This is a genomic window from Providencia alcalifaciens DSM 30120 (assembly GCF_000173415.1).
GTDB classification, from domain to species: Bacteria; Pseudomonadota; Gammaproteobacteria; order Enterobacterales; family Enterobacteriaceae; genus Providencia; species Providencia alcalifaciens.
Map to the genome: position 1 here is coordinate 1 of NZ_ABXW01000044.1, position 22,830 is coordinate 22,830.

Annotated in this window: 17 protein-coding genes; 13 read left to right on the forward strand and 4 right to left on the reverse strand. The window is 39.4% G+C overall.

Features of this window, described 5'->3' with window-relative positions; all coding sequences use genetic code 11:
* On the reverse strand, positions 1-5,274 hold a 5,274-nt coding region (locus PROVALCAL_RS07365), incomplete at its 3' end, for an Ig-like domain repeat protein (protein WP_039861759.1).
* A 209-nt stretch (positions 5,275-5,483) separates the two neighbouring features.
* Between PROVALCAL_RS07365 and PROVALCAL_RS07370 the strand changes: the two genes are divergently transcribed.
* The 6 genes from PROVALCAL_RS07370 (at position 5,484) to PROVALCAL_RS07395 (ending at position 11,712) form a co-directional block, all read left to right on the forward strand.
* Positions 5,484-5,939 carry a hypothetical protein gene (locus PROVALCAL_RS07370; protein WP_006658551.1) on the forward strand — a complete coding sequence of 152 codons (456 nt, stop codon included), beginning with the start codon at positions 5,484-5,486 and terminating at the stop codon, positions 5,937-5,939.
* A 72-nt stretch (positions 5,940-6,011) separates the two neighbouring features.
* Complete coding sequence (locus PROVALCAL_RS07375; protein ID WP_112860679.1) at positions 6,012-6,797, forward strand: hypothetical protein; 786 nt, start codon at positions 6,012-6,014, stop codon at positions 6,795-6,797.
* Between the two features lie 4 nt (positions 6,798-6,801).
* A complete protein-coding gene (locus PROVALCAL_RS07380; RefSeq protein WP_006658553.1) occupies positions 6,802-8,034 on the forward strand; it encodes a TolC family protein in 1,233 nt (410 codons plus the stop codon).
* A complete protein-coding gene (locus PROVALCAL_RS07385; RefSeq protein ID WP_006658554.1) occupies positions 8,018-9,268 on the forward strand; it encodes a beta-barrel domain-containing protein in 1,251 nt (416 codons plus the stop codon). The genes PROVALCAL_RS07380 and PROVALCAL_RS07385 overlap by 17 nt, the downstream gene beginning before the upstream one ends.
* A 4-nt stretch (positions 9,269-9,272) precedes the next feature.
* Entirely contained in the window at positions 9,273-9,752 is a 480-nt protein-coding gene (locus PROVALCAL_RS07390; RefSeq protein WP_006658555.1) for a hypothetical protein, read from the forward strand.
* Positions 9,706-11,712 (forward strand): ATP-binding cassette domain-containing protein, encoded by a 2,007-nt coding sequence (locus tag PROVALCAL_RS07395; RefSeq protein WP_006658556.1) that lies wholly within the window; start codon positions 9,706-9,708, stop codon positions 11,710-11,712. The genes PROVALCAL_RS07390 and PROVALCAL_RS07395 overlap by 47 nt, the downstream gene beginning before the upstream one ends.
* Before the next feature lie 61 nt (positions 11,713-11,773).
* On the opposite strand, the gene gntU is transcribed toward PROVALCAL_RS07395, so the two are convergent.
* The 3 genes from gntU to gntR form a co-directional block, all read right to left on the reverse strand.
* A complete protein-coding gene (gene gntU / locus PROVALCAL_RS07400; RefSeq protein ID WP_006658557.1) occupies positions 11,774-13,132 on the reverse strand; it encodes a gluconate transporter in 1,359 nt (452 codons plus the stop codon).
* Positions 13,129-13,671, reverse strand: coding sequence for a gluconokinase (gene gntK, locus PROVALCAL_RS07405; RefSeq protein ID WP_006658558.1), 543 nt, complete (start codon positions 13,669-13,671; stop codon positions 13,129-13,131). The genes gntU and gntK overlap by 4 nt, the downstream gene beginning before the upstream one ends.
* Before the next feature lie 214 nt (positions 13,672-13,885).
* The gene (gene gntR / locus PROVALCAL_RS07410) at positions 13,886-14,881 is read right to left on the reverse strand and encodes a gluconate operon transcriptional repressor GntR (RefSeq protein WP_006663368.1); all 996 of its coding nucleotides are present in this window, start codon (positions 14,879-14,881) and stop codon (positions 13,886-13,888) included.
* A gap of 193 nt (positions 14,882-15,074) precedes the next feature.
* Between gntR and PROVALCAL_RS07415 the strand changes: the two genes are divergently transcribed.
* From PROVALCAL_RS07415 to PROVALCAL_RS07445, 7 genes are all read left to right on the forward strand, one after another.
* Positions 15,075-16,106, forward strand: coding sequence for an ABC transporter substrate-binding protein (locus tag PROVALCAL_RS07415; protein ID WP_006658560.1), 1,032 nt, complete (start codon positions 15,075-15,077; stop codon positions 16,104-16,106).
* Complete coding sequence (locus PROVALCAL_RS07420) at positions 16,103-17,107, forward strand: FecCD family ABC transporter permease (RefSeq protein WP_006658561.1); 1,005 nt, start codon at positions 16,103-16,105, stop codon at positions 17,105-17,107. Before PROVALCAL_RS07415 ends, PROVALCAL_RS07420 begins: the two co-directional genes overlap by 4 nt.
* Positions 17,104-17,871 (forward strand): ABC transporter ATP-binding protein, encoded by a 768-nt coding sequence (locus PROVALCAL_RS07425; protein WP_006658562.1) that lies wholly within the window; start codon positions 17,104-17,106, stop codon positions 17,869-17,871. Before PROVALCAL_RS07420 ends, PROVALCAL_RS07425 begins: the two co-directional genes overlap by 4 nt.
* Before the next feature lie 11 nt (positions 17,872-17,882).
* A complete protein-coding gene (locus tag PROVALCAL_RS07430; protein WP_006658563.1) occupies positions 17,883-18,701 on the forward strand; it encodes a class I SAM-dependent methyltransferase in 819 nt (272 codons plus the stop codon).
* Positions 18,698-19,543 carry a ModD protein gene (gene modD, locus PROVALCAL_RS07435; RefSeq protein WP_006658564.1) on the forward strand — a complete coding sequence of 282 codons (846 nt, stop codon included), beginning with the start codon at positions 18,698-18,700 and terminating at the stop codon, positions 19,541-19,543. The genes PROVALCAL_RS07430 and modD overlap by 4 nt, the downstream gene beginning before the upstream one ends.
* Before the next feature lie 138 nt (positions 19,544-19,681).
* Positions 19,682-21,718 (forward strand): TonB-dependent receptor plug domain-containing protein, encoded by a 2,037-nt coding sequence (locus PROVALCAL_RS07440; RefSeq protein WP_039861761.1) that lies wholly within the window; start codon positions 19,682-19,684, stop codon positions 21,716-21,718.
* Positions 21,719-22,172: 454 nt separating this feature from the next.
* Positions 22,173-22,796: a winged helix-turn-helix domain-containing protein gene (locus PROVALCAL_RS07445; RefSeq protein WP_080547034.1), complete on the forward strand. Its 624-nt coding sequence runs from the start codon at positions 22,173-22,175 to the stop codon at positions 22,794-22,796.
* Positions 22,797-22,830 lie beyond the last annotated feature (34 nt).

Below are 22,830 nucleotides of genomic sequence, written 5' to 3' on the forward strand. Positions count from 1 at the left end.
GTCGCCCACCTGAATTTGCCATTTACCGTCTTGATCGGCACTGCTGTGATAGCGTTTGCCGTCAATCTCCAGCGTCACCGTCAACCCTGCTTCGGTCTCCCCGCTGAAGGTTGGCTGAGCCAGATTAGTGAGTGTCAGTGGGGTGTCTTCCGCTAAAGTCGGTGCTTGGGTATCAACGGTGATAACACCAGTTTGTTCGGTATTCGCTTCCCCTAAATTACCCGCGCTATCCTCCACTGCTACACGATAAACATATTGTCCATCCTCTAATGCGCTAGAAATAGGTAGTGTCAAAACCCAGCTACCATTCTCATCCGTTCTTACGGTTTGGCTTATATCTATCGTGTGAGATCCTACCTTGCTAATACTTAATATTACCAATGCAAAAGGTTCGCTTTGACCTTTAAAAGTGGGTGTCGCAGAGTTTGTTAATACCGTATTTTTAATGACTTGTTCTGATTCATGCCAAACACCTGCCGTCAGCTCAGTTGGTGCCGTTAAATCAATAGTGAACTCACCAGCCATCTCACCACGAATACCTTGCTTAACGTCATTCACTGTAACAATATAGTCATGATGCCCCTCTGCCAGTTCGGAAGTAACCTCGATAAACCAATGACCATTTTGGTCTGATTTTGTTTGGTAGGGTTGAGCCAATTGGTTATCAAAAATTACCCGCACATCCGCATTTGGCTCAGTCATCCCTCTTAATTTGGGTTTCTGAGTATTGGTAATATTGTCATTTTGCACTCCGGAGTCCGAGTCACTATCCAACCCAACTTCAACTAAAGGTGCAGTTTTGATCTGAATACTGCCGCTGAGACTTTGTGTACTCACCTGCCCTAAAATATCAGTCGCTGTTATCTGATAATCGTAATGGCCATCTTTCAACGCATTCTTATCCGGCAGTGTAAATAACCAATGACCGGCTGTATCTGCGGTCACTTGGTGTGTTTTCCCATCGATGATGATCGTCACAGTGGCATTCGCTTTCGTTTGTCCACTCAAGGTCGGTGTATTATCATTCGTTTGATGACCTAAAGATAAAACGTCTTCTAATTCAGCCGTTATCTCTGGGGGTTGGATATCGTAAACCAAATTGAAGTTCAGGTGAGTTTCTCGACCGATGAGGTCTTGTGCTGTCACCGTGAATTTAATTTCTTCATCTTGTTTAAGATTAAACGGAATACTTGTTTTAGGCAGTGAAATACGCCAGTTACCGCCATTATCTGCTTGAGTTGAACCAATCACTTTTCCATTGGCGTCTTTGATTTCAATGTGACTGGCAGATGTCGTTTTCCCCGTCAAGCTGAGAGCATCGCTATTAAACATTAGCTTACTGTTTTCTGCGGAGGTGAACTGTTTTCCATTGAGTTCAAATTCAACCTTAGGCGGAATATCTCGCTCTGCACCACTGAGCACTTTCAGTTCTAATTCATGTTCCGTCTTATTTCCTGCCATATCAAAAGCCGTAATTTTCGCGGGATAGATACCATTCGGTAAACGGATACTTTCCCCAATCATGGTCTCTTTACCATTAAATTCTTTTAGCTTTGTCGTATGTTTATAAATTTTTCCATTCACTTCGATCATGTAATAATCAATATTACCCGTGTACGTAATACGTAATCCGGCATTACTGTTATTCGCAACCCCCGTATCACCATGTAATTCACTGGATTTTATATAGAAATTATCGAATTGCGGTGCTGTTGTTAAGATATTTAGCGTGACCTGCCCGATGGCTAATCCGCTGTCCTCTTCCATAAATGTCACAGGATAAGCACCTTCACCATGAATCGGGACTTCAAAGCGCCATTCGCCATTAGCATTCATATCAACAGGATAAGATTTCCCATCTATTTTTGCGTACAGCATTGCCCCTGGCTCAACTTTACCTTTATAGGCAGGTTTTTGATGGCTCGTGTAGTGATTACCGGCAGTACCAGTATCAGTATCCGGGTCTAACCAAATTTTAAAGTCTGATACCGTAACATAAGAAGAATACGTTCGAATGGAACCGTAAACATCAGTAAATTCAAGGGTAAATGGAGTATCCCCTTTTGGTAATTGAAGTGTATCAGGTAGCTGCACCTCCCAATTTTTACGCCCATTTGACAGTGTTAATCCATAACTTTTACCCGCTATTTTAATCACGCCTCTTAGTTCATCGCGGTCAGCACTTCCCGAAATTGTCCCTTTTAATTTAGGGGAGCGAGAGACACTGAGATAGTTATCATCCATGCCTGTGGAACTCGATATGGCAGCAACTTGGCTAGTAACATGCAACACGCTGTCTTTAACCTGCATACCCACCTTATCAAATACTTTTTGTGAAACGTGACCTGCTGGCGATGTTGCAATGACAGTAATATTGTTGAGAAGGTAGCCTGAGTCCTTCACGAGGGTTCCTTCTGGAATACTAAAAGTCCAATGACCTTTCTCATCAATGTTAGTGATTGGAAAGGAAAACTTATGACTCTTTCCGCCGTGTACCCGTTCGAATTCAAATTTTAGCGTTGAGTTTGGAGAGGCTTCACCTGAGAAATCGGGGGTTAAGTCATTGGTTGATTTCGCACCATCAAACTTACCCGCTTTCCAAGGTACGTCTAAGCTAATCTCTGATAAATAAGGCGCGTGGCTTTCAATCACTAATTGTGATGTTTTTTCATAAACATTCCCTGCGGCATCCGTGATAATGATTTGATAATTTCCAATAAAATCCTTTGGCAATTCTTTGGATAGCTGTAGTGACCATTGACCATGCTTATCCGTTGTGGTTTTTATGGTTTCATTATTCAATGTCAGTGTGACTTGGCAGCCCACTTCACCTTGTCCAGTAAAGACGGGTTTATGGTGGCTCGTAATGAAATTACCTTTCGTGCCAGTGTCAGTTTCTGAAGTGAGCTCAATCGTTGATATTGGTAGCATCGAGTCAATGAAAACACTGCCTTGTACATCCAAGCTTCTCCCATTGATAGGATGGGTTGCGGTCACGATATAGCGATTATTTCCATCCTGTAGTGTTTCGGTCTTGATTTCCCACTTTCCAGTAGTGTGGTCGGCTGTGGTTTCATACCGTTTCCCTCCAATATCAAAACTGACTTTCGCCCCTTTAGTCGCCAGCCCTTTAAAACTCAAGATGTTAATGTTCGTAATGTAATCTTCTTTTACGCCACTATCACTACGTTCATCTAACATCACTGATAATGTAGGAAGTGGCGCTTCTGATGCACCGTTTCCTAGTGGAACGAAGGTAAACTGTTGTTCGATTGTCGTTTTATTTCCGGCAAGATCCTCAGCAATAATCCGATAATTATTCTCTTTCCCGACAGCTGCGTTGGTGTCAAAGGTCAAGGACCAATGTCCATTTTCATCGGTATAGGCTGTTTTTGTGGTTCCTTTAAATTCAGCCGTTATTTTACTTTTTGGTTCAGAGGTGCCGCTGATTTGGGGGCGGATTAAATTTGTTGTTATGCCATCAACCGCATGTTCACTTTGGCTCGTCGTATCTAGCTTCGCCGTTAACTCAACTTGGGTATCAACGGTCAATGATCCTTTATCTGTCGATGTATTTCCCGCCAGATCGTTAACTGTAATCTGATAATCATAAATACCATTGGCTAATACCTGTGGTATCGACCATGTCCACTCACCTGCGGTATCTGCGGTTACTGGATAATCTTGATTTTCAAAGTGAATTGTTACCGTTGCATGAGGCTTGGTTTTTCCTATTAGAGTCGGACTCGTATGATTCGTTAGCTGATCGCCTATTAGCCCACTATCTGTAGCAGTACTGAGCGTTGCATGGCTAGAAGGGTGCGCAGTATCAATATGTATGTTTTCAGTGAATGAAGCTTGATTGCCGGCAATATCCGTTACCGTAACCAAGAATAAATGATGCCCATCATGTAATGCTTCAGGCACCGCAAATGACCAATGACCTTGATCATCCGCTTTTGTCGTATAAATTTGCCCAGCAAGATTAATGGTGACAACGGCTTGTGCGTCTGTTTGCCCTAACAGCACAGGCATAGCCTTATTAGTGATAAAATTATCCGTATTTTCTAAATATGTTGTGGCATCTGGTAACGTCGTTTTGATCGTAACCACGCCATGGATTGTTTGGCTGTTATCGGCTTTATCTACCGCAGTCACTTGATAGGTTAACTCGCCTTCAGGCAATGCTTGCGCTACCGTAATCCGCCATTCCCCCTGCTCGTTCGCGGCTGTAGATAAATGTTGTCCGGCGATCACTAATGTAATCACACTCTTGGGCTCAGTTTTCCCCATGAATGTGGGCAGTGTTTGATGAGTGATAGCATCATTATCCACCCCACTATCTGAATAGCTTGCTAAATGAACAGTCACCTCAGGTAGCGTGGTATCAATGATTATATTTCCTTCCACAATCACAGGCTTATCGTCAGCACGAGATGCCACTAACTGATACTCATAAGCATCATCGGGTAATGCCGTATTGATTGATAACGACCAATTCCCTTCTTGATCTGCGTTAATCGGATATTTTTTGCCTGCAATTTCTAGATATGCCGTTGCATCAAGTGACACTTTCCCAATAAATGTCGGGGTATTTACTTTGGTTATCTGAACGCTCGAAATATCAGAATTCGTTGTGTCATCGAGCCGACCTTGAATAAAGATATTGGTTTTTAAAGGCGTAACCACATCCTTAGCCTTATTGACGGATGATGGTGTTGATGATGGTGTTGACGGTGAGGGAATGGTTGAAGAGGCTGGAGAGGACAAATCATTTTTTGTGATATCTATTTTAGTATCTTCAGCTTTAGTTTTTTGATTTAATTCATTTTTTGCTTGATTTAACTTTGTTAACGATGAACTTAATTGCTCTTTTTTTTCTTCATTTGACGATTCTAACGTGCGAACCGTTTCAGAGAGAGCCTTATTTTTTTGTTGTAATTCGGCAAGTGTCTCTTCGAATCGCTGCTCAGCATCGCCTTCTTCATTGTTCTGTTTTTTTTGTTCTACCGCGTCGACCTCCACCGTGTCGCTGACAAATTGTTCCTTAATATAAACAGCATCGGCTCCCACATTCATCGATATTGATGACAAAATCTCATCTTGGGTAAGCACAACCCCCTGCTCTGTGGATAAAACGACATCACCTAAAATGACATCCGATAAACCATTTTTTAATATTTCTGTTTTTCCATCGGGGGTTGTAATAATAAGGTCTAATCCTTGAACCTTAAAGTTTTTTACTTGAATCGTATTTATGTTATTTGAATTCATTGAGCTAGCCATTTAAAAGATATTAATGTGATTAATTAGATGCCAATTAGCAATTTTCATAAATCGCATTATATCTATTTTAAACCTAATTAAATCATGCAAAGCATATCGTGAACTCAGAACCTATATTTATGAACTTAAAACCAGATGTGTCAAAATTAATTATAATTATAATACCTGACATGAATTTATTTTAAAGAAAACAAAAAATGGAAGAAGACTATGATGGCTCAGATGAAGAGCTAGCACCTATGGTAGATGGATTAAGCGGAACACTTTGTATTATTATCTTAGTATCAATGGTATTTATTTTCAGTGGTTTAAAAACTGCAAGCACGTATATTAATTATGGGGAGTTGAAGTTTGAACATGTAGAGATCGATATATCAAACCGAGTTCTTTATTTCAAAGGCGGAATAAACCTTTCTGATGAAAAGATCGATTTATTAGCAAAAGAATTCAATGAGAATGATAAAAACAGCATTATTTTACATGGTTATATAGATAAAAACATCAAAAACAGTCAAGAAAAAAACACCTATAACTTACTTTATGTAGCATCAATCATTAAAAATCTTGGTCGCAATAAAAAAGTCATTCTAAAAAAAGGAACGAATGAAATTTGCCCAGGATGGAATTCATGTATCTATTGGGAATACAAATAAATGTACTATATCGGACTATTTCTTTACCTTATTACCTTTCTTGCATGCTGGCTAATCACTGGAATAAAAGACATGATACAGCAATGTATCCTACTTGCTCCTGAAATAAGCTATACCATGATTGGTATTTATATTTATCCATTGGCTATTTTCTTATGCCACAAGATCCTTAAAAAGAAATCACAAAAAAATTATATTTTTCTCGCTAATCAAACAAAATTATCAGCCTCGGTAACCGTATCCTTAGGTTTAGTCGGAACATTTATTGGTTTAACTGGAATGATAACGGCAATATCGGCATCTCTTGCTGGAGAAGGTGATGTAGCAGAAAAAATGAATGCGATGATTTCATCAATTTCCATGGCTTTAGACTCTATGTCATTTGCCTTTTTGACCTCTATTTTAGGTGTCTCAATTTCTGTTTTACTGTTAGTTAGCTTAAATTTCTTCCAATTCTTTTACATTAAAGATCAAAGCAAACATTCACAGCCTAATTTTGAAGAACTCAATGATATTCATAAAACCCTGTTTTCTCTGCAAGCCGTAAATGTAGGCATTGCCCAAAAGTTCGTATCAGTCTCAGAAGATAACCAATTAGCGACAGAAATTTCTAATACACTCAAAGAACTAACAAAAATAACAACAGCGAACTTACAAACATTAGTTACGATGAAAGATGCACAAAATGATTGGTATATAAAATATGACATGCATTTATTAGAAGAGAAAAAAAGCAGACTGTTGAATAATGAAAAAATAGAGAAAGAAATTTTAGAAGTAAAAAATTCTATTCAATGGATAAAATCCAAAGCCTTAGAAAGCAAGAAAAAATTAATATCATTATTATCAGTGGAATAGTTACATGCGTATATCTTATATTGTCTTAGGCTTATCACTTGGATTGATTTTAATCAACACCTGTTTAGCGAATAAAAAAGAAGATGGTTTCGAATCATTTATGAATAGAGTACTAGATAATTCTAATCCTATTAAAATAAAAATGTTAGAACTAGAATCTGAAGGGTATAAAGCAAAACAGACCGATTACTTTTATTTACCTAAAGTGAGTGCGACAAGCAAGTTGAAACATGGCGATGCTAATGTAAACAGTAGCTTGACGGCAACATCTCTTATTTATGATAGTGCGTTAAATCATCGATTTAATGAAAAAGAGCTGAAACTAAAAGTTTCACAATTGAATTTAAATAAAGAGAAAGACGATTTATATGCATCGATTACAAATAATCTTCTTAGCATTTATTTTCTTAACGAATTAACTAAAAAAACGGCTAATTTAAACAAAAACTCAAAAGAAATTTTTGATTTAATTGATCGTCGTTACAAAAATGGTGTTGCTAAATCCAGTGACTTAGAGCAAGCAATGCTACTAATGCAACGCATAGATATTGAGCAAAAAAATATTGAAAAAGAGATAATGCAATATAAATCCAATATTGAACTCATTTCCGGATTAGATTATCCAGTCAATGGCGTTAGTTTACCCAAAAATTTTATTAAAAATATACATAACATTAAAATTCAAAATGACCAAAGTATTCAAAATAACATTGAATATAATATATTGAAAATACAAGCAAATGTAATCAAGGAAAACGCTCAACAGCAAGATCCTTTTTTTAATGTGAATTTAATAGCTGAAGAACGATATTTAAATCAAAGTAGAAACCATAGCGAATCATATGTCGGCGTCGAGCTAAAGTTAAATATTTTTGATATTGATAAAAAATTGAATGAGTTATCCCAATTGAAACTCTATGAGGCCGCAAAGGGGAAAGTCGATTATAAACACAGTGAAATGACAGCCAAAGTCAAAAATTTAAACATCATTGCGACGTCGAATGAAATTGAGATAAATAACTTAAAAAATCAGAGAGATACATTATCTTCTATGATAAAAAGTCAAGAACGTGAGTATGATATCTCTCAATCTTCATTCTATGAAATGGTTAACACTTTATTTGACATGTTGACCATTGAAAGAAGAATCACTGAATCAATGATCGCTGATATGAAAAATAAAATGGAATACATCCAATTAACAGGGAAGCTCGCTGAAATTGAAAATCCATCTTAACTATCTAAAAAAAATTCCTAAAAAGATAAAAATTGTCTTTGCTCTTACCATCATTTTTTGGGGATATATTTTTCTTGCTGAAATTGATGTTTCATCCCCAGGTGATGGCGTCATTTCAGGCTTATCTAACAAGCTAGAGATAATCAGTCCAGCATCAGGATTTATCAACCAATTTAAGATTAAAACCGGTGATCATATAGAAAAAAATCAAATTCTATTTTCTTATACAAACTTAGATGTTTTTCATCAAGAAAAAACGCTGTCTAACTTAGTCAATTTTGCTAATGAACGCATTGATGATTTAGAGGAGAACAAAAAGTTATTAAATGGGCTTATTAATGGTCTAATCAATAATGAAGATGAATTTCAGTATATGGCAAAAAATGACAGAAGCAAAACCCTCAGTGCGTATAAAGAGTTATCTGAGCATATGCTTTTAATCATGGAAACCAATAACTTACAAGCACAATATTTAGCGCAGAACAAAGAGCTTACTGAGCTTCAAAATCAAATAAAAATTCTAAAAAGAAAGGAGGTGCTTTTAAATAATGCGAGAGCACCCGAGCTTGAAAAATTGAATAACAATACGGAAGTTAGCCGGACATTAGCACTGATCAATTCAGGTGAATTAACTGCTCAAAAATTAATACGTGAAATTTCTTTATTGGAAAAAAAGCACAAAACACGATTAATTAGTGAAATACAAGAAAATGAAGAGCAACTCAATCGCTTGAAAAAAGAAAAATTAGAAAATAGTGGTCAAATTGAATTACTAAGAAATAAAATCAGGGCAAACAGTGTTGTTTCACCCACTGATGGCATTATTCTGAGTATAGAAAAAGAGTTAGAACAAGGTTCATACGTTGAAGCTTCTAACCTAGTTATGGTCATAAAAAAACAACAAGATACGCGGGTTATCGACGCTAAAGTATATGCAAAATATCGCCCTTTTATTGCGGTTGAATTACCGGTAAAAATTGTCGTTAACTCTCCTGGATTTAAAAAAATAATCCATGGGAAAGTGTCAAAAATTAGTGCCGACTCATTTTCTGATAAAGATAGAATGACTCAAGAGCGCTTTTATTCTGTACAAATCACGCCAAATCAAGATTCGGTCATTGAACCGGAACATGATGGGTTACCCGTAATGATATATATTTCTAGTAAGAAAATTTCAGTATTAAATTATCTAACGGCACTCATTGGCGATAATATTTCATTTAACGTTTGGTAACGATATGTTAGGTTTTGTCTCCGCGCTTTCCGCGTCAGTTTCCGTCATGATTTTATTAATGGCCGTTCTTTTAGCGAATGTCATGTCTAGTGCTATGGATATGGAAGAAAATAAAAATAAAGCAAAAATATTGGGCATTGAAGATAATGGTGGTGAAAGTAAAGATATAAATAAAAATAAAAACATTCACAACACAATGAAATCATTAACTTTCAATTACGAAATACTCAATACGATTGATTATAATAAAATTAAAAGTATTGAAATCTATTGTAGCTATGGGAATAACCTAACACTTGATACTGCACTAACTTATACGGTTTACAATACTGTTTATCTAAAAAAGAACATTCCTCAAATAAGCATAAAGGCACTCAAGCCCGCTGAAGATAAGAATGGATTAAACAGTTGTTTCCTCAAGGGAAAAGAGAAAGAAAGTGAAAAAAAACAATCTAAACAATATCATTTTTATATACTTCAATGAACTTGGAGAAAAAATAAATTTAAAAAATAAACCTTATGAGCAATCCAATATTCTAAAGAATATTAACAGCTTTATTGATAATGATTTTTTTACTTATCAGTATTCATCCATTATTTACTCAAAAAATGAAAATTTACCTCAGCTTTTCATCATGGAGCTGAAAGATAGCGAGTACATTCTCATTAAGAATCAGGTTGGAATACTTTCTAACTTAACCAACAATGTCATTGTCACGAAAGAATTACTTGAAAGTAAAAACTTATTTTTCTTTCGCGGCATACCAAAAGACTTAGCTGAAGATTCAATGTTTAACTCATTAGTTAAGCTAACCCCAAAATCTTCTCTATTTTCTTTACCTTTAATTTTATTCGCTTTACTACTCCCTTTATATTCAAACTTATTTAATTCTCGATTAGTTTATAGCGAATCCATTAGCTCATTATTATATATTAGCTTTATTTTTGTTTTTATTATTGGAATTGAGTTTTTCATTAAACATTTCATTCATGAACAAAATCTCCAAGAAATAAAAATTAATATTGGTATTTTCAACCGCTATTTTCTGGATTTGCTGCAGCGTTCTAATTGCAAAAGTGCTTCAATTAAAGTCAGAACAGCGGAATCTTCTATTCTACAAGTCTGGGAGCTTAAGCCACAAATTATCTATGATATTGGATTAACGATTTTATTTTCATTATGCATTATCAGTATGCTGGGTTTTTATTCTATTTTGTTATTTTTATATTATTCTGCCCTTGCGTTTATCTGTGTGCAGGTTCGCTTCCGCTCTTATCAAAACATGTTGCGAACCAATAGCATTAACTATGAAAAATCAGCTCTGTACTACTCATTAGAGCAAAAAAAGCAGGAGCTTCGCTTCCTTGATGAAAATAATTTTCATCAATATGTCGATACCAAGAACCATGAAGATGAGAACGTTAAATTAAAATTAAATGATGCAAATCATCATTGGGCAGAGATCATCAGAACCAATTCATTTCTGTCTATGATGGTCATGTATATCACTTGCTACCTAGCCGTAGGAAATGGAATGCTCAGCTTGGCATCCATTATCGCCGTTTTAATTATCAATGGACGACTTTCAGCAGCCATCACAGGCGCAATTAACCGCAGTTTTGTTGTTAAAACACATTTATTTCACATCAGATCCAGTATTAATCAACTCATCAATAACCTAACACCTAGGTTTAAAGAAAATGGTTTGAAAATCAGTAAGTCACATATTTTTCAAACAACAAATTTAACACTCAATATTGATGAAAAAAAACGAGTTGATAATCTCAACATGACAGTTAAAGCAGGGGAGTTTATTGGTATTACTGGTATATCGGGGTCAGGGAAAACATCTCTGATAAACGTGCTTTGTGGTATTTCTCAAAATTACTCTGGCGATATCTCGATTAACAATATTAAATTGAATGAAATTTCCAGATCCTATTTTCAGCAAAAAATCGCATACTACTCGGGTGTTGCTGCCTATTTTAATGGTTCCTTGAGAGATAATTTTAATCTTAATGGAATTTTCGATGATGCAACTATGGCTCGCCTCATTATGCTTTGCTGCCCCCAATTAAAAATCAGCCAAGAAACCCTAGAAGATATACTTATCGCAGATCTTCCTATTTCTACAGGGGAAAAACAGAAACTCATGTTAGTGAGTTCCTTATTCAAGCAACCAGAGATCATATTTTTAGATGAAGCTACGGCTTTTATGGCATCAAAAGATGCACTCAACTTTATGCATCTCATTAGAAAAGAACTTAAGTTAGAAGACTCAATTGTTTTCTGTGCAACCCATGATTTAGGTCTCTCTTCACTGTTTACTCAGCATATTTCCTTAACGACTCAAGCCTCTCAGGCTCATAGAACATCGGTACCCTCAAGTAAAATGAACGACGTCATTTTGCCTAAAATATCATTAAATAAAACAGTGCTATAACGTAAAAAAGCCCACTTCAGAATCTGAAGTGGGCTTTCCATCTTGTCTACCAAAAAGAGTCTTACAAGAACGTGAAGAAAATCATTCCAACAACGGCCCCTGTGGTACCCAAAATAGTTTCCATCAGAGTCCACGTTTTCAAGGTTTGTGCTTCAGTCGCACCCGTAAATTTACCGAATAACCAGAAACCAGAGTCGTTCACATGACTCAGAATTAATGAACCACCTGAGATACAAATTGCTAGTGCAGCAAGTTGAGCACCGGAATAACCTAACTCACCGATAACTGGTAATACCAAACCTACGGTCGTTAAACACGCGACTGTCGCAGAACCTTGGATAACACGCACGGCGCCCGCTAACACGAAACACGCAACAGCAATAGGCAAGCCTGCACCAATCAGTGAATCACCGAGGGCTGGACCCACACCAGAATCCACCAGCACTTGTTTAAATACGCCACCAGCACCTGTGACTAACAGAATGATACCCGCAGGTTGAATTGCCGCAGAACACACTGCCATCACACGCTCTTTGTCCATACCGTAACGGAAACCCAGACCATAGATTGCCAATAAGCACGCCAGTAATAAGGCAGTAAATGGGTGACCAATAAACTCTAACCAGTTTTCTAAGTTAGATCCTTTTTCAACAAAGTGCGTACCAATCGTTTTTAATCCAACCAGTAACAGTGGGAACAACACGAGGCTTAAGCTGAATCCAAAGCTTGGCATTTTACCGTCAGCTGCTTTTGGCGCTTGGTAATCAGCAGGAATATCAATGTGAACAAACTTGCTAATAAAACTTCCGAACAGTGGACCGGCTAAAATCATGCTAGGGATAGCAGCACATAAACCGATTAAGATCATCCAACCGTAATCCGCCCCCATTTGCGAAGCCACCAGCATAGGAGTCGGTCCCGGTAACAAGAAGGCGGCCGCAGCAGCAACCCCTGCAAACAGAGGAATGGCTAAGCGCACAACGTTATGGCCTGTGCGGTTTGCGACGGCAAATACCACACCGATTAATAAAACGATCGCAACATCAAAAAATAGCGGTAATGCACAAATTAATCCGGCAATCCCAACAGCATAGTGCGCGCGTTTTTCACCGAATAAATCCAGCAGCTTATGAGCAACTTGGTCTAATGCCCCAGTTTCATGCAGAATTTTTCCGAACATAGCGCCCAGAGCAACCACTATTGCGAGAAATCCAAGCGTTCCTGCCATTCCTTTTTGCATGGTTGCGGTAATATCTTGAACTGGCATTCCAGAGAATAACCCTGCGCCAATCGAGACAATCATCAAAGCAACAAATGCATGTAAACGTGCGTACATGACTAAAAATAGCAATAACACCACCGAGCCAACGGCAGTCAGTACCAATGTTAAGGTACTTAATGTTTCTACAGGTGCGTTCATGCTTTATCTCCCGTCATAATTTGACGAATAGTGGCACAGGTATTATCGATAACCACATCGAGGGCAGGACGAATATCGACAGCATAAGCATCAGTTTCTTGCGCGTCAGGTTCTTGTAACGTTTCAAATTGTGATTTCAACATTTCAGGTTTAAAGAAATGACCACGACGTGCTTTTAAGCGTTCTTCAATAACGACTGCATCTCCTTTTAGATAAATAAAATATAGATTTTTATTATCTTGGCGCAGAATATCGCGATAACTTTTTTTCAATGCTGAGCAAACAACTAACGAGACTTGATTCGTTCTTTGCATTGCAAAAATAGCACTGTTAAGAGCTTCTAACCAAGGACGACGGTCATCATCATTCAAAGCCTGTCCTGATGCCATTTTCATGATATTGGATTTCGGGTGCAAAAAGTCCCCGTCTAAAAAAGCCGCGTTTAACTGCTGAGCAACGCCACTCGCTACTGCTGATTTGCCGCTACCCGATACCCCCATTAAGACAAATGAGTAGTTTTGATTTTGGGTATCACTCATAGGAAACTCCTCGGGTGTTGAAAAAAGGTGACTTAATTCTAGATTTTAAATTTGATTTAGGCTCTTAGCCTTGAGCTACCAAAGATGTTACCGGTAACAGGTTACGGGTAACATTATTGCCAGTGGATATTTATTTAGCAATTAGATAGGCGAAGAAAACGACGGAACTGTGATGATAATCGCAATAATATTTTGCTGACTCGATGCAACCTTACTAGATACTTTCACCAGTTAGTAACTTAAAACCAACATCGAATTTTTTCTGCGGTAATTTCTCTCCACGCATTCTGGATAACAACACTTCCGCAGCCTTGCGCCCCATCAGGTCTCGGGGTGTTAAAATACTCGCCAGTTTAGGGGTCATCACCTGCCCCACATCATGTCCGTGGAAACCCGATATTGCTAAATCGGTAGGAACGTTGATCCCTAAACGCTGGCATTCAAAAATGGCACCGATCGCTAAGTCATCATTGGTACAGAATAAGCCATCCGCATCAGGATATTTCACGCGGCACTCTTGAAGCAATTGTGCACCAAGGGAATATGAGGAGCTTTCTTGGGTCATCAAATTACGCGGGGTAAGCTTGGCATCAAGCATCGCTTTTTCATAGCCTTGCAAACGGATAATTGTTCGCTCATCCTGCCGAGCGCCTAAATAAACGACTTTACGGCAACCGCGTGCAATCATTGCTTCGGTCATTTGACGAGAAGCTTCAAAGTTGTCGATTCCCACCGCAATATCAAAACAAGGCGAAATACTGTCCATGATTTCAACCACGGGGATACCTGCTGTTTTTAGCATGCGTTGAGTACGGGCAGTATGAGTACGTTCGGCAAGAATAACGCCGTCAATATTATAAGAAAGTAGAGATGTTAAACGCTCTTCCTCTTTTTCCGCCCGATAGCCATAGTGCGCCAACATGGTTTGATAACCATAGCGATCCGTCACAGTTTCAATACCGCGAATCACTTCAGCAAAAACTTGGTTAGTTAAAGATGGAAGTAGGACACCAATGGCATGGCTTGTGGCGTTCGATAAAATGTCTGGTGCTTTATTTGGAATATAGCCTAACTCCTCAACTGCATTCGCAATTTTCCCACGCAACGACTCTGAAACTTGCTCAGGATTACGTAGAAAGCGACTCACCGTCATTTTCGTGATACCGACGCGGTCGGCTACATCTTGCAAAGAGGGTCTTTTATTCTTCATATATCCCATATATCTATAATACGCCTTTATATTTCATTATGTTCTGCGATCTGCCTATGGATAGCAATCCTTGTTATTGCTTTAAATCACAGAAACGTCGACTTTTCAGCCGTATCGCATTTTTACTGTTGACTCTCTTGCCTGACTTCGCTAATTTTCGCGCTATATAAATATAAGTATAACGATACTAATTATGGCAATGAATAGACGACATTTTCTCCAATCCTGCGCGGTCCTCACGGCATTCTATAGTTTACCTGCATTTAGCCGTAGCCCTGTCGCAGAGGCATTATTTGGTCATTTACCTTCCCATGAAAACATTCAAAAAGTGATCACGGCGGGACCGCCCGCAGATTTACTGATGTTTGCCCTTGCCCCTGAAAAAATGGTGGGTTTTGCCTCGATTTCGCTAAAAAAAGGCAATAGCGATTTGTTTGCGCCCCAATGGATGAACTTACCCGTTTATGGACGCCTTGCTGGGCGGGGTAGCACATTGTCCCTTGAGCAGTTATTGGCTTTTCATCCTAATTTGATCCTCGATACAGGCAATCTGGATGATACTTACCGTTCTCAAGCAGAAAAAGTCGCCAAACAAACGGGGATCCCTTATCTACTGATGGATGGCAAGCTTCTTGATGCGCCACAACAACTGCGCCAACTCGGTCGCCTATTGAATGTAAATCAACAGGCTGAAAAACTGAGTATGATCGCAGAACGCTATCTTAGCAATGCGCAACAATTTGCACTGACCCAACAACAAAACCCCCGCAGTTTTTACCTCGCAAGAGGTGCGAAAGGATTACAAACAGGTACAAAGGGCTCGATTCATACCGAAGCGATTGAAATGTTGGGTTTTCGTAATGTCGTGGATATCGAAGGATTCTACGGTTTAACCGATGTTTCCATGGAACAACTGTACCAATGGGAGCCTGACATTATCATTACCCAATATGATGAAGCCGTTGAACTCCTTACTCATTCCCCTCTGTGGGCAGGGCTCAGTGCCATAAAATCAAACAACCTATTGGTATTCACTGGCATGCCATTTGGTTGGTTAGACGGACCACCGGGCATCAATCGTTTACTGGGTATGAGACGCTTACAGAGCCACTTCGACAATGCCGTTGAAGAAACCATGACTCACGACCTCAGGCAATTTTTTGAGCTGTTTTATCATTCATCATTAACCTCACCACAGGTTGATTTGCTGATGGAAATGTCATGACTACGGGCTGGCTGAACACGAAAACTAAGCCTTTGCTGCTGCTGGTCATTTTACTGCTCTGTGCGTTGATAGCATTAACCAATGGTAAATACTCACTAACCTTGGAAGAACTGTATCGCCTATTCATGCAATCACCCGTGGATAACCCACGCAGCAGCACTGTATTTTGGCAAATTCGATTTCCTCGTGTCTTCGCAGCAATCATTATTGGTGGAGGACTTGCGATTGCAGGCGCGGCATATCAAGGCATGTTTCGTAACCCACTCGTGTCTCCTGATATTCTAGGGGTCTCAGCGGGTGCCGGTGTTGGTGCGGTTTTGGGAATTTTTTTAGGGCAATCCCTCGTTTCTATTCAGCTGTTCGCTTTCATAGGTGGGCTCATCACGGTAGCCGTGGTGTATCTGATTGCCCGTCTAGCGCACCAGCATGACCCTATCTTGTCTCTGGTACTGGTTGGCGTCGCGATCAGCGCTATGTGTGGCTCAGCGATTTCATTAATGAAAATTTTAGCTGATCCCTACACTCAACTCCCGTCTATTACATTCTGGTTATTAGGTGGGTTATCCTCCATTACTCAACAAGATTTATGGTCCGTGCTTCCTGTCATGATGGTGGGTTTTATTCCCTTATTGATGCTGCGCTGGCGTATGAATTTGCTCAGTTTGTCCGACGAAGAAGCCAAAAGTTTAGGGGTCAACGTCACCTTAAATCGAACCATTTTAATTATCAGCGCAACACTGATCACTGCCAGTACCGTGTCAATTGCAGGGATTATTGGATGGGTAGGGCTAATAGTGCCTCATATTACTCGAATGATAGTGGGTGCTAACTTTCGCTATCAACTTCCTGCGGCAATGGCAATCGGGGCGATATTACTCCTCATCACCGATACCCTCGCACGAACGATAGCAGCCATTGAGCTACCTTTGGGTATTTTAACCTCGGCGGTAGGCGCACCATTTTTCTTAGCCATTTTGCTGCAAACAAGGCGAGTAAAATGAGTATGTTAACCCTAAATAATGTCGCGATTGGTTATCATCGACAAGCCATCATTGAAGGCATCAATCTGCATTTACCTGAAGGGGAAATGACCTGCCTTCTTGGGGCGAATGGTTGTGGTAAAACCACCCTAATAAAAACATTATTAGGGCTGCTTCCTGCGATTCATGGAGATGTTCACTTACAAGGCAAATCTATCAGCCTGTTAAAACCACGGGATATAGCGAAAGTGATTGCTTACGTACCACAAGCACACGATACGCCATTTACATTTTCTGTTGTCGATATGGTCATGATGGGGCTTACACCGCATTTGTCCTTATTCTCAGTCCCGAGCGAGAAAGAGCAAACCGATGCTCTCGAGCAATTACAAAAATTGGGTATCGCCCACCTTGCCACTCGCTTGTACAGCACGCTCAGTGGCGGAGAAAAACAGCTCGTGCTCATTGCCAGAGCCTTAATCCAAAAACCGCAGTTATTGATTATGGATGAACCTGCCGCTAGTCTCGATTTTGGTAACCAAATCCGCTTGTTACAGCATGTCCAAGGGTTGAAGCAGCATGGCATCACCGTATTGATGTCCACCCACCATCCCCAGCATGCGGCTGCCATTGCCGACCATGTCATTTTGTTAGATAAGCACCATCAAGCGCGGCAAGGCTCTACTCAAAGTATGTTAACGCTCACTAACTTGGCAGAACTCTATAATATTGATGCGCCGAGCATTACGGCTCATTTTCAGCTTCCACTCAATTTTACTTGTTAAGGTCAGGGATTATGCTTATTCACCAACTCGATTTTGCACAGATGTACAAGCAGCACATGCAACAGGCTCAACGTTCACGTAAAGAACCTGAACATTGGGATAAAAAAGCCCAACAAATGGCACAAAACTGTGCCAACCCGAATGATCCATACTTAATTCGCTTTCGCCAATTAATGGATTTTACGGGCGCCAATACATTGCTGGATGTCGGGTGTGGACCGGGTTCCATTAGCCTATATCTCGCAAACCAATTTCAATCCGTTACAGGTATTGACTACAGTTCCGGCATGCTAGAGATGGCGAATATCCGAGCCAAAGAAATGAACATCACCAATGCCCAATTTAAACCACTAGCATGGGAGGATGGCTGGGACGAATTACCAAAAGCCGATATCTCCGTCGCATCCCGTTCTACCCTTGTAGATGATTTAAAAGCGGCGCTCTTAAAGCTGAATCGCCAGACTAACTTACGCGTCTATACCACTCATACCGTAAACCCAACCTTTATAGATGAAAAAATTATCCGTGAAATTGGGCGTGAGGTTGTTAGCCTGCCAACGTATATCTATGCGGTCAATATCCTTCATCAAATGGGAATTCATGCTCGTGTCGACTTTATTAACAGTCATAATGCTGGCGGATTTGACAGCGCAGAAGCATTCATTGATAGCATAAACTGGTCACTCAAAGATCTCACTGCCGAAGAAAAAGAAAAACTGCACGCCTATTACAATAAACAAACCGCAGAGGGCAAAACACTGCCATTCCCATCCCGAAGCTGGGCAATGGTGTCATGGGATGTCGTGGATGAAGCGGACCTCACATTATGATCTATATACCTGATGCTCTTATTGACCAGCTGCTCCTCGATGATATTCAGTACGGGGATTTAACCAGCCGTACTCTCGGACTTGATCATCAGCAAGGTTCCATGACATTCACCTCCAAATTAGGAGGCTGTATCAGTGGATTGGCTATCGCTCAACGCATGCTAAGTAAATTAGGCATTACCAGCGAATGTCACTGTCGTGATGGAGATATCGTGGAGCCACAAAGCTGCGTAATAAGCGCCTCAGGCTCAGTAGAGGCATTGCATCAAGGCTGGAAAGCCGTACAGAATGTGTTGGAATGGTGTGGCGGTGTCAGTCACTACACCTACCAGATGGTTACCCTATTAAAAAAATATCAGCCCAATGGGCAACTGGCTTGCACGCGGAAAACCATTCCCAATACGAAGCCACTCGCTCTGACGGCCATTCTTGCTGGTGGCGGGATCATCCATCGTGCAGGAAGTGCTGAAACTGTTTTACTGTTCACCAACCATCGCAATTGCTTAGCTGATCCTCATGATTGGCAAGCTCATATTCATACACTGCGAACCGCTGCACCTGAAAAACAGATTATCGTCGAAGCCGATGACTATGACCAAGCCTTACTCGCGATTGATGCCAAAGCCGATATTGTGCAGCTTGATAAGCTACCGGCAGAACAGATACAGCAATTACAGCGCAAAGTGGTCGATACCCAATCCCATAGCCGCTTATCCATTGCCGGAGGCGTTAACCTACAAACTATCGAGCGTTTTGCCCAAACAGGTGTCCCTTTATTAGTCACCTCAGCGCCCTACTACGCAAACCCGAGAGATATCAAAGTACAGATATTTAAATCTTAAACGTACTGAATAACAGATTTAAAACCTTGTCCTGCGGTTAGCCGCGGGATGCTGTTTTATGGCAAATGCGACGCCTATCGCTATATATATTTATATACATCGAAATTCATCGCAATAAAAACTAACTGGAAATCAATAATGAAAATAAAACAAATTACCTATTTAATAGGAATGGCATTATTCGCAGCACACGGGCAAGCAGCAGTAAACAACACCGAAAGTGCACCTAAAAAATTGCAAACTGAAACCAGCCATGACGTTATGTCAGTGTGGAGTACCCCACTTGCCGCAGATGCTAACGTGATCACTGAATCACAAATGAAGCAGCTTAATAAAACTAACGTCGCACAAGCACTCAGTACGCTCCCTGGTGTAGCCATTCAAAAATCCGGTAACCGTAATGAAACCCAAGTGAATGTACGCGGTTTTGACAGCCGCCAAGTCCCCGTTTTCTTCGATGGTATTCCAACCTATGTGCCTTATGATGGTACGCTCGATCTTGGGCGCTTTATGACCAGCGAACTCGCCAGTGTAGAACTCTCTACTGGCTATACATCCCTACTGCAAGGTCCTAACTTAATGGGCGGCGCAATCAACTTAACGACCGCAACTCCGAAAAAGCCGTTTGAAGCTAACTTAAGCTTTAATCAAGGTTTTGCTCGAGGTGCAGATAATGCTCATAACGTCAGTGCTCGTCTTGGTGGTCGTAATGACTTAGGTTTTATTCAAGTTAGTGGTAGTCAATATAAGCAACGCTTTATGGGGTTACCAAGTTCTGATGATAATAACCCTTATGCCGGTACTCATGGGCGCCGTACTAACTCGGCTACTGATGATAAGCGTTTAATGCTGAAAATGGGTTGGACACCACGCGAAGCCGATGAGTATGTCGTCACTTACATTAAACAAGATGGCGACAAAAATAGCGCGCCAAATGCCAACTCAGATAAACAACAAATCTGGCAATGGCCAGCCTATGATAAAGAGAGCATCTACTTTAATGGCACCACACAGGTCACCGATAATATTGCACTACAAAGCCGTATTTACCACGACTCATTCAAAAATACACTGCACCAATATAAATCCGTAAAAGACTATCAAAAAGGCAATTACAACTATAGCCGCTATGATGACTACAGCAATGGTGCCGATTTACGCGCTGACTTTACTGTACGCGAATTAGATATGCTGTCATTTGCCGCTCACTGGAAAGAAGATGTTCACCGCTCTCGTAGCAATAAAACCAATCCTTTTGACCGTTATAAAGACCAAACTTGGTCAGTTTCTACCGAATATCAATGGGTCGCTACGGATAAGCTCGATATTATCGGTGGTATTGGTTATGACTGGCGTGATAGTGATGATGGTAAGCGCTACATCTACAACAAAAAAACAGGGGCAATGGAAGGTGTTCAGCACTATGACAATAATAACCAGCATGCCTTTAATTGGGAAATGATGGCGCGTTACCATCTCGAAAATGAAGATACCGTTCAGTTCTCCGTATCAGAACGAAGTCGTTTCCCGACACAAAAAGAACGCTACACCGAAAACAAAATGAAGAATGACGATTCATTCCTCATTAACCCACATTTGGATGCAGAGCGCGCACTCACCTTTGATTTAACCTATAAAGGGCACTTCACTCCTGTGTGGAGCTACACGGCGAGTACCTACTATAACCACGTTTCGGATGCCATTATGGCGCACCATGTGGGCGAGAATAAAAAAGGCGGTGCACTGCTGCAAAACCGTAACAGCGGTAAAGTGAATTATGTCGGTGCAGATATAGGCACTACTGGGCAAATTACGGATTGGATGGAGGCGGGTATAAACTACAGTTACATCCATGCTGATCCTCAGCATTATAGCGTCCGCCATGTGGCTGAATTGCCAACCCATAAAGCCTTTGCATGGGTAAAATTTACACCTTATCAACCAATGAGCATCACCATTACAGAAGAAGCTAGAAGCTGGGCATTCAACTATGTAGATAGTGAAGACAAAGTGCGCGGGTTTGCCAAAACAGATCTGCGCGTAGACTATGACTTAGGGCATGGGCTCTCAGTGAATAGCTCAATCAACAATCTGTTCGACAAATCCTATGAATATACCGATGGCTATATAGAGGAAGGTCGTAACTATTGGTTAGGAATTGAATACAAATACTAGTACTTAATTATATAAGGCAAGAATTTACTTTCTTGCCTTATAATCAAAAAAAATAAATTGTTTTATTCATTAAACTAATTTATAAATAAAATTAAGCGAAATCACTTAGGATTATTCTTATAAATAACCCTGCCTAACTTTCTAAAAAATTTAGTTTTATCTGTCGATGTAACACAAAAAATGAATTTATTTATAATAATAATCTAGGATTATTGTTTAATTTAGTTAATAGCTCCATCTTCATATTCAAATCAATATTTTTGCTAATTTATTGCAAAAAAGCTCATCACCGAATACTTGAAGTTATTCAAATCCCTATTTAGACTATACTCATAATTAAATTAATAAAATCTATAAATCCCCAATATAAATTTCACTTAAATTACATTAAGCTAATAATTAATGAGTGGCTTAGCTATTGAATTATTTGAATTTCAGAGAGCTGATGGTAACTATGATTGAAAAACATGATTATACAATCGATAACAAATTTATTTTTGAGCAAAGAACAAACCGTATTTTTCTAAAAGATGATCCAGATCAACATATTGAATTATCTAAACCCGCTGCTCGTTTATTTGGTGAAATCCTTTTATTAAATCTAAAAAAAGGAATTGCAACTCGTGATGAACTTCTTACAAATGTTTGGGAAGAATATGGTCTTGTTGGCTCTAATAATAATTTAAATACTTATATCAGTGAAATCAGAAAAAAGCTTGAGCTGGTTGGTATTGATCCAAAAACAATTGTAACAGTTCCCAAAAAAGGATTTAGAATTGATAGCCACCTTTCCAGTATTGCAATGGATAATGACAATAAGCTAATTGTATCTAATGAAATTATCACCTCTGATAATTATCAGATTACAGAAATGCTCACTACACCATCTAAGAAATTATTAGCCCATCAACCCGATGAAGCTATAGACATTCCTATTTCTGATAATATTCATGGAACAATGTCATTTCAAACTCCATTCAGTAATATTACTAATGATTTAAATATAAAACCTATTGATTCTTTAGAAGAGAATACTGCAAAAAACAGTCATAAAAAGAAAAAATATTATTTTTTATGATATTACTACTGGTGGTAATATCATTATTTTACTT

What these genes read in the sequence shown, in the direction of transcription:
- PROVALCAL_RS07445 (WP_080547034.1), top strand. Translation starts at nt 22,173, where the DNA reads ATGATTGAAAAACATGATTATACAATCGATAACAAATTTATTTTTGAG.
- PROVALCAL_RS07425 (WP_006658562.1), top strand. Translation starts at nt 17,104, where the DNA reads ATGAGTATGTTAACCCTAAATAATGTCGCGATTGGTTATCATCGACAA.
- gntU (WP_006658557.1), bottom strand. Translation starts at nt 13,132, where the DNA reads ATGAACGCACCTGTAGAAACATTAAGTACCTTAACATTGGTACTGACT.
- PROVALCAL_RS07430 (WP_006658563.1), top strand. Translation starts at nt 17,883, where the DNA reads ATGCTTATTCACCAACTCGATTTTGCACAGATGTACAAGCAGCACATG.
- PROVALCAL_RS07375 (WP_112860679.1), top strand. Translation starts at nt 6,012, where the DNA reads ATGATACAGCAATGTATCCTACTTGCTCCTGAAATAAGCTATACCATG.
- PROVALCAL_RS07380 (WP_006658553.1), top strand. Translation starts at nt 6,802, where the DNA reads ATGCGTATATCTTATATTGTCTTAGGCTTATCACTTGGATTGATTTTA.
- PROVALCAL_RS07440 (WP_039861761.1), top strand. Translation starts at nt 19,682, where the DNA reads ATGAAAATAAAACAAATTACCTATTTAATAGGAATGGCATTATTCGCA.
- gntK (WP_006658558.1), bottom strand. Translation starts at nt 13,671, where the DNA reads ATGAGTGATACCCAAAATCAAAACTACTCATTTGTCTTAATGGGGGTA.
- PROVALCAL_RS07370 (WP_006658551.1), top strand. Translation starts at nt 5,484, where the DNA reads ATGGAAGAAGACTATGATGGCTCAGATGAAGAGCTAGCACCTATGGTA.
- PROVALCAL_RS07390 (WP_006658555.1), top strand. Translation starts at nt 9,273, where the DNA reads ATGTTAGGTTTTGTCTCCGCGCTTTCCGCGTCAGTTTCCGTCATGATT.
- modD (WP_006658564.1), top strand. Translation starts at nt 18,698, where the DNA reads ATGATCTATATACCTGATGCTCTTATTGACCAGCTGCTCCTCGATGAT.
- gntR (WP_006663368.1), bottom strand. Translation starts at nt 14,881, where the DNA reads ATGAAGAATAAAAGACCCTCTTTGCAAGATGTAGCCGACCGCGTCGGT.
- PROVALCAL_RS07420 (WP_006658561.1), top strand. Translation starts at nt 16,103, where the DNA reads ATGACTACGGGCTGGCTGAACACGAAAACTAAGCCTTTGCTGCTGCTG.
- PROVALCAL_RS07415 (WP_006658560.1), top strand. Translation starts at nt 15,075, where the DNA reads ATGGCAATGAATAGACGACATTTTCTCCAATCCTGCGCGGTCCTCACG.